Here is a 6989-nt window from a genome sequence, read left to right on the forward strand (position 1 = left end):
AGGGTGAAGGACTCACGCCATGACATCTAACGTATCGCGCCTCGCATCAGCGAACACTTTCGACAGATCACTGACCAACCTCTCCAAGCGACAGGCCGACGTGGCCAACCTGCAGGAGAACCTGACCTCGGGCAAGCGTGTGGTGCGCCCGAGCGACGACCCGACCGCCGCCGCCCAGGCTGAGCGGTCGCTCACTCGCTTGGCACGCATTGCCACCGACCAGCGGGCTCTGGAGTCGCAGCGCAACACGATTGCCAATGCAGAAAGCACCCTGGGTGACGTAGTGGCTGCTATTCAGCAGTTCCAAGAACTGGTCGTGAGCGCCGGCAACGGCACCCATACCGCCGCGGACCGGGCTGCCATCACCAACCAATTGCAATACCTGCGCGAGCAGGTTGTGGGCTACGCCAACCGCAAGGACACCAACGGACAACCCTTGTTTGGCGGCTTGGGGAGCGCCGGCGACCCCATCAGCGGACCCAGCGCGCTCAACCCGCAGCAGGACTACACCTTCAACGGGCTGGCCGGACAAACCGCTGCGAGCGAAACGGCCATTCCGGGCGCACTCGACGGGGAAAGCGCCTTCATGCACCAGCCTGCGCGTGATGGCGTCTACAACGTGAGCATGACCTCGATTGACGCTTCTAGAACTTTGGCGACCGACAACGTCAAGGTAACGGACACTTCGCTAGTCAACCGCGCCACGTACCAGATCCGGTTCGGAGCGGTCGTGCCCGGTGCAACGCCTGGCACAAGCTCTACGACTTACACCATTGAGCAAATCGAACTCACAGGCGAGATCAACACGTGGGCCGCGAACGCCACTCCGAACGAAGTCGGCCCGTTCACGGTGCCGGACTATCCCACTGGCAAACCGGTGACCATTGCTATCGCAGACCAGGTGGGGCCACCCGCCATCACCGGCATGCCGGGGCTCTCCCTCAATATCACCGGAACGCCTGCGAATGGCGACGTGATTACCGTGGCGCCCAACCCCAGCATCTTCAGCGTGATGGACGACGCAATCCGCGACATCGGCTTTGCTGTCAATTCCAACGCATCCAGTCAGGCGGTGGGGCAGGCGCTCTACAACCTTGATATCGGCATGGCCCGGGTGAGCGCCATCCGCGGACAGGCGGGTGACTTGCTGAACCGCGCCGACCGCATATCGTCCAACCAGGAGGCCCGCAACATCCAGCTCGAGGCCGATCGCTCGCGCGTCGAGGACCTGGACATGATCAAGGGCATCGCAGACTTCCAGACCAAACAAACCGCGTACCAGGCCGCCCTGCAGTCGTACGCACAAATTCAGAAGCTTTCGCTCTTCAACTTCATCAGTTGATGGCGCAACCCGGGCGCCACTGGTTTGACAGTACAGTGAGCCGGATGCATTCCAAAAATCAAACACGCGGCCTCTGGCTCGGGCTGCTGGGCGTGGCCATTTTTTCCGCCACCCTGCCGATGACCCGGCTGGCCACCGGCACCGCGGACGCGCCCCAACTCTCCCCCTGGTTTATTACGCTTGCGCGGGTGGCGCTGGCCGGAGGGTTGTCGGTGCTGGTGCTGGGTGCGACCCGCGCGCGCTGGCCCACGGCGGCCGAGTGGCGCCCGCTGGGAATGGCCGCACTGGGCAACGCGGTGGGATTTCCGCTGTTCATCGGCTATGCGCTGCTCCACATCCGCGCCGGCCATGCGGCGGTAATTCTGGCCCTGCTGCCGCTGGCTACGGCGGCGATGGGCGCGCTGGTGCTGCACCAGCGGGCGCGGCTTGGCTTCTGGCTTTGCGCCTGCGTGGGGGCTGCCCTGGTCGCCACGTTTTCGGTCTACCGCGCCGTGCAGATTGGAGCCGGGATGGACTTTGAGTGGGCCGACCTGATGATGCTGGGCGCCGTGCTGTCCGGCGCGGTGGGTTATGTGTATGGCGCCAAGGTCACACCCACGCTGGGCGCGGAACAGGTGATTTGCTGGGTCTGCGTGCTGGCGCTGCCGGTATCGATTCCGGGGGCCTGGCTCACCTGGCCGCAACACAGCGTGCAGATGAGTTCATGGTGGGCGCTGGGCTATGTGGGGGTGTTTTCGATGTGGGCCGGATTTTTTGCCTGGTACCGCGGGCTGGCGCTGGGCGGCACCCTGCGGGTGAGTCAGGTACAACTGTTGCAGCCCTTCATGAGCATTCTGGTGGCCGTTCCATTGCTGGGCGAGACGCTGGACCCGGTGACCCTAGGATTTGCGCTGGCCGTGGTGGCCACGGTGTTTGCCGGCAAGCGACTGGCTTGATCTTTGAAGGAGCGACCATGCATATCTGGGGCCGGATTTCATCACTCAACGTCCGCAAAGTGGTCTGGGCCGCGCAGGAATGCGGCGCACCATTCGAGCGCAGCGACGCCGGGCTGGCTTTTGGCGTGGTCAACACGCCCGAGTACCGCGCCCTGAATCCCAACGCGTTGGTGCCCGTCCTGCGAGACGGAGACCTGGTGCTGTGGGAATCCAACACCATCGTGCGCTACCTTTGCTCCCGATATGGCGCCAATCTACCCCAGCCGCTGTACCCCGCCGATCTGGCTGCGCGCTTTGACGCCGAGCGATGGATGGACTGGCAGCAAACCACCCTGCACCGGGCAGGCAGCGCCGCCTTTATGCAGTGGTTCCGTACCCCGGCCGCCCAACGCGACCAAGCCGTGATCGACCAGTCCACCGCCGCCATGGCTCCCCTGCTGAGGCTGTTGGATGCGCACCTGGCCGTACGGCCCTTTATGGGCGGTGCGCACTTCGGCATGGCCGATATTCCAGTGGCCTGCGATATTCACCGCTGGTTCGGATTGCCCCAGCCCCGGGCCAGCTATCCGCACCTGGATCGCTGGTTTGCGACGGTGCTCGATCGGCCCGCCACCCGCGGCGCGCTGGACGTGCCGCTGTCCTAACCCTCGCCCGAGCCCCCGCCTTATGCCACGACTGCGCCCCTTCGCCCAGGTCGACGTATTCACCGCCCACGCGTACCGAGGTAACCCGCTGGCTGTGGTGCTGGACGCGGGCGGCCTGAGCGTTGACGACATGCAACGCTTTGCCCGCTGGACCAACTTAAGCGAAACCACCTTTGTGTTGCCGCCCAGCCCCGAGGCTGCGGCCCATGGCGCCGACTACCGCGTGCGCATCTTCACCCCCACAGAGGAATTGCCCTTTGCCGGCCACCCCACGCTGGGGAGCTGCCACGCATGGCTGCAAGCCGGCGGGCAGCCGAAAGCGGGCCAGCGGATCGTGCAGGAGTGCACCAAAGGGCTGGTGGAACTGCGCCGCAAATTGCGCCGCAGTTCGCCCGCCGATGAGGGAGCACAGACCTATGGGCCGCAGGCGGGGCGGATGGTGGGACGAATGGAGGAACGGCTGCTTGATCGCCTGGCTTTTGCCGCGCCGGCGCTTGTGCGCAGCCTGCCGGAGGCCACATTGGTGACACGGGTGGCGGCCGCATTGGGGGTGCCGATGGCGCAGGTGCGGGCCGCACAGTGGCTGGACAACGGGCCGCGCTGGCTGGGCCTGCTGCTCGACAGCCCCGAGACGGTGCTGGGCCTGAATCCTGATGAGGCTGCACTCCAGTTTTTAGTGCCCGGAGTGGGTGTAGCCGGCGTAGATATTGCGCCGACAGCTCCTGATTTGATAGTACGCAGCAACCGGGAAGCGCGCGCTTTTGCGCCACGCAAGCCCGCCGACACAGGCCAGGAATCGCCCCATGCTTCATCCGAAGACGAAGAACCCGACCTCGAAGTGCGCGTGTTCGCGCCAGGCCTAGGCATCCGCGAGGACCCCGTAACCGGCAGCTTCAACGCCAGCCTGGCCCAGTGGCTCATGGCTGATGGCTTCGCGCCCACCCGCTATGTAGCCGCACAGGGCAGCTGCATGGGGCGCGCGGGCCGCGTCTACCTTGATCGGGACGACCAGGGCCAGGTCTGGGTGGGCGGTGACTCGGTGACGTGCATTCAAGGAACTGTTGCGCTTTAGCAGAGTCACGGGTACTGAGCGGAAAGCCAAGCCCCTCGTGTCTACGTCAGCGGGCGGAAAACAAAGGGTCTTATAGGCACGGCGGTGGCGCGTTGCGGAACGCCGTAAGTGCGTGGCGCCTGACCGGGGCCTCGGCGCTCGACGAATTTTGCGTAGCAGCCGCCATGCGTGTCATAGAGGCGACGCTGGTCCGGGTCCGACAAGACCGAATACGCGAGGTTGAACATCGCCAGACGCGGCCCCGCCTCGGCAGAGTGCGGGTTCTTGTCCGGATGATGGCGCTGGGCCAGGCAGCGGTAGGCCGCCGGGCTGGCGCGCGGACTGACCTCCAGAATTTCGTAGAGCGATGTCATTGCCATGCCTGATTCAACGACATTGCACAGAGCTTGTTTGTGCGTTGGCCGACACTCGTCACTCATCTCTCATCGCTCATTGGGGCGCACATCCACCGCTGTCGCCCATATAACAAGCGCCTTTTGCTGCTCGGGCTTAAATGGGAGGCATGGGACACCTCTACCTTGTGCGACACGGGCAGGCCTCTTTCGGGGCGGCCGATTACGACCAGCTCAGCCCGCTCGGCCAGCGCCAGAGCGAACGCCTGGGCGAATACCTGGCCGCCAAGGGCCTGCAGTTCGAGGCAGTCATCACCGGCACGCTCAAGCGCCATGCCCAAACCTGGGCCGGCATTGCGCAGGGCGCAGGCCTGGCCCACGAGCCGCTGGCCTGGCCCGGATTGAACGAGTACGACAGCGACGCCCTCATCCGCGCCATCCACCCGGCGCCGCTGCCCCGGCCCGACACACCGGAGCTCTACCGTCAGTATTTCCGGCTGCTGCGCGACGGGATGACCCAGTGGATGAACGGCGTGGTCAGCCCGCAGGGAATGCCGGCCTACCTGGATTTCGTGCAGGGGGTGCGCGGCGCGCTGGACCATGTACGCACCACCCACAGCGGCAATGTGCTGATCATCAGCAGCGGTGGCCCGATTGCCACCGCGGTCGGGCAGGTGCTGGGTACCACCCCGGAGGCCACCATCGAACTCAACATGCGCATCCGCAACACAGCACTCACCGAAATGGCCTTCACACCCAAGCGCCACGCGCTGCTCACCTTCAACACCCTGCCCCACCTGGATGATGCAGCGTCTGCAAGTTGGGTGACTTACGCCTGAGGTGGCCGTGCGCCATGTCGCGCTGCGGCGCGCGATCCGAGACCCCCCCCCGCTAGCGACCCAATGGGTGCTCAGCAATGAACTGCCGCAGGGCCGCATTTACCCGAGTCTGCCAGCCCCTGCCGGTTGCCTTGAAGGTTTCCAGCACATCAGCATCCAGACGAATTGCGGTAAACACTTTGGTCTCATCGGCTTTTGGGCGACCACGGGGACGTTTCATGGCAACCAAGGCGGCATAGGTCTCAGGCGTCAACACTTCGCTGGCAGGCCTCGCGCCTTGATGCCAATCACTTGCCAGCTCACGCGCGTCTGGATCAGCGTCAATGCCGGCATTGATAGCCGCTGTCTCATCGACGTTAGGGATGATTGTTCCCGGTTTAAGTTTTGGCATAGCTCTTCACCTCTCTCGGGTTGGCCTTGCGCAGGCTTATGACACGCACCGCATTGCTGCGAAGGCAGAAAACCATCACATGCAATCGCTCTCCGATGTAACCCTTGGCTTCATAGCGTGGCTCGGTATAGGGTTCGCGCGTGTCCTCGCGAACTACCGCAGATATCCACTCAAAACCGTATGCGTCAGCCAGCGACAAACCGTGCTTTTCAAGATTGCTCTCATCTTTGGCTGGATCGAATTCGAAGTCCATCTTATTTATTGTATGAACAAAAATTATCGCTTCAATTTGCTGAGGCAATCAGCGGCAACGCCTTGACGCAACACCTGAGACATCTCAGCGTAGCGCCCGCCCGGAACTCGCACGCTGCGACGCGTATCAGCCGCGCTCGCGCAAAGTGTCTGCCGGCAGCGCGTTGATTTCACCCAGCAGGCGGGCCAGCGCCATTCCTGCGGCCTGCAGCACGGCTTGCCCTTTGCCAGCGGTGGCGGCCCCCGCGTTGCCTACCGCGCCCATCGGGTTGTAGTCCTGCATCTGCCAGCCGAGCTTGGCGCTTTTGCCGTTGCCCAGAATCGCGAACTGCCGGGCGCGTGCCTCGGAGGTGGAGGCGAAGTTATGCGCCTGCTCCATGTCCACCAGGTCGGGGCGCAGTGCCAGCATCATCGAGGTCTCGATGTCGCCGGCATGGATGCCGAAGCGGTGCTCGTGCTCGCTGAAAAGCGCGTTCGCATCGGCGCCATCGGGAGAGGAAAGAGGCAATCCGAACCAGTTCACGCTGTACACCAGCATGCCCAGCCGCGCCCGCAGGTCCCGCGCCACCACGTCCATCAGGCCGACCTGACCGCCGTGGCTGTTGAAAATCACCAGGCGATTCACGCCGCTCGCGGCCAGCGACTCGCCGATGTCGGTCCACAGGCGGATCACGGTTTCCGCCTTGAGGGTAAGGGTTCCGGCGAACTGCGCATGCTCGGGGCTGAAGCCCACCGGCTGTGTCGGCAAAAACAAGGCCGGCACCTCGGGCGCGATGTGCGGCAACGCGTGGGCAATCACCGCGTCTACCAGCGCGCTGTCCACCTGCAGCGGCAGGTGCGGCCCATGCTGCTCAGTCGCTGCCACCGGCAGCACCGCAATCAGGCGCTCCAACACCCCATCAGCACGCGCCTGCTCCAGCTGCGCGCTGGTCCAGTCCGCCCAGAAGCGGGACTTTGGCAGGGAAGAATGGCGGTTTGGCGCGGGGGGAATCTGCATGGCAACATCTTACCCAGCCACGCTGGGGTATAACCGCGGGCCACTCGCAAGCCCTATGACCGCATCGCCCGCTCGCCCATTGCCCAGCCCATCCCCTGGACCAGCTCCTGGCCCAGTGCCTCGCCTGAACAGCACGCTCTTTGCTCTTGTTTTGATAGCTGCTTGCGCAATATCCACGGGCGCTT

At 64.2% G+C, this 6989-nt stretch carries 9 protein-coding genes; 5 read left to right on the forward strand and 4 right to left on the reverse strand.

Going from position 1 to position 6989, the window contains the following annotated elements:
- Window positions 1–19: 19 nt before the first annotated feature.
- The 4 genes from flgL to Q0O05_RS04580 are packed head-to-tail and all read left to right on the forward strand — an operon-like array spanning window position 20 to window position 3993.
- On the forward strand, window positions 20–1342 hold the full coding sequence (gene flgL / locus Q0O05_RS04565) for a flagellar hook-associated protein FlgL (protein WP_293660712.1): 1323 nt from the start codon (window positions 20–22) through the stop codon (window positions 1340–1342).
- Window positions 1343–1386: 44 nt separating this feature from the next.
- Window positions 1387–2277 (forward strand): DMT family transporter, encoded by an 891-nt coding sequence (locus Q0O05_RS04570; RefSeq protein ID WP_293660713.1) that lies wholly within the window; start codon window positions 1387–1389, stop codon window positions 2275–2277.
- Between the two features lie 17 nt (window positions 2278–2294).
- Window positions 2295–2921 (forward strand): glutathione S-transferase, encoded by a 627-nt coding sequence (locus Q0O05_RS04575; protein ID WP_293660714.1) that lies wholly within the window; start codon window positions 2295–2297, stop codon window positions 2919–2921.
- 22 nt (window positions 2922–2943) lie between these two features.
- A complete protein-coding gene (locus tag Q0O05_RS04580; protein ID WP_293660715.1) occupies window positions 2944–3993 on the forward strand; it encodes a PhzF family phenazine biosynthesis protein in 1050 nt (349 codons plus the stop codon).
- 41 nt (window positions 3994–4034) lie between these two features.
- Here Q0O05_RS04580 and Q0O05_RS04585 read toward each other — a convergent pair whose 3' ends face one another.
- Window positions 4035–4412 carry a DnaJ domain-containing protein gene (locus tag Q0O05_RS04585; protein WP_293660716.1) on the reverse strand — a complete coding sequence of 126 codons (378 nt, stop codon included), beginning with the start codon at window positions 4410–4412 and terminating at the stop codon, window positions 4035–4037.
- Between the two features lie 83 nt (window positions 4413–4495).
- Here Q0O05_RS04585 and Q0O05_RS04590 point away from each other — a divergent pair, with 83 nt between their 5' ends.
- The gene (locus Q0O05_RS04590; protein WP_293660717.1) at window positions 4496–5164 is read left to right on the forward strand and encodes a histidine phosphatase family protein; all 669 of its coding nucleotides are present in this window, start codon (window positions 4496–4498) and stop codon (window positions 5162–5164) included.
- Between the two features lie 52 nt (window positions 5165–5216).
- Here the strand turns inward: Q0O05_RS04590 and Q0O05_RS04595 are convergent, their stop codons facing one another.
- From Q0O05_RS04595 to Q0O05_RS04605, 3 genes are all read right to left on the reverse strand, one after another.
- Window positions 5217–5555, reverse strand: a complete 339-nt coding sequence (locus tag Q0O05_RS04595; protein WP_293660718.1) for a BrnA antitoxin family protein — start codon at window positions 5553–5555, stop codon at window positions 5217–5219.
- The gene (locus tag Q0O05_RS04600) at window positions 5542–5808 is read right to left on the reverse strand and encodes a BrnT family toxin (protein WP_293660719.1); all 267 of its coding nucleotides are present in this window, start codon (window positions 5806–5808) and stop codon (window positions 5542–5544) included. Before Q0O05_RS04600 ends, Q0O05_RS04595 begins: the two co-directional genes overlap by 14 nt.
- A gap of 126 nt (window positions 5809–5934) precedes the next feature.
- Window positions 5935–6804, reverse strand: a complete 870-nt coding sequence (locus tag Q0O05_RS04605; protein WP_293660720.1) for a creatininase family protein — start codon at window positions 6802–6804, stop codon at window positions 5935–5937.
- Between the last annotated feature and the right edge of the window lie 185 nt (window positions 6805–6989).

The organism is Rhodoferax sp. OV413 (assembly GCF_945881795.1).
Lineage (GTDB): Bacteria > Pseudomonadota > Gammaproteobacteria > Burkholderiales > Burkholderiaceae_C > Allorhodoferax.

Bases quoted from the DNA above. Each gene is read 5' to 3' on its own strand.
- Q0O05_RS04605 (WP_293660720.1), bottom strand. From the start codon at position 6,804: ATGCAGATTCCCCCCGCGCCAAACCGCCATTCTTCCCTGCCAAAGTCC.
- Q0O05_RS04600 (WP_293660719.1), bottom strand. From the start codon at position 5,808: ATGGACTTCGAATTCGATCCAGCCAAAGATGAGAGCAATCTTGAAAAG.
- Q0O05_RS04595 (WP_293660718.1), bottom strand. From the start codon at position 5,555: ATGCCAAAACTTAAACCGGGAACAATCATCCCTAACGTCGATGAGACA.
- flgL (WP_293660712.1), top strand. From the start codon at position 20: ATGACATCTAACGTATCGCGCCTCGCATCAGCGAACACTTTCGACAGA.
- Q0O05_RS04585 (WP_293660716.1), bottom strand. From the start codon at position 4,412: ATGAGTGACGAGTGTCGGCCAACGCACAAACAAGCTCTGTGCAATGTC.
- Q0O05_RS04575 (WP_293660714.1), top strand. From the start codon at position 2,295: ATGCATATCTGGGGCCGGATTTCATCACTCAACGTCCGCAAAGTGGTC.
- Q0O05_RS04580 (WP_293660715.1), top strand. From the start codon at position 2,944: ATGCCACGACTGCGCCCCTTCGCCCAGGTCGACGTATTCACCGCCCAC.
- Q0O05_RS04570 (WP_293660713.1), top strand. From the start codon at position 1,387: ATGCATTCCAAAAATCAAACACGCGGCCTCTGGCTCGGGCTGCTGGGC.
- Q0O05_RS04590 (WP_293660717.1), top strand. From the start codon at position 4,496: ATGGGACACCTCTACCTTGTGCGACACGGGCAGGCCTCTTTCGGGGCG.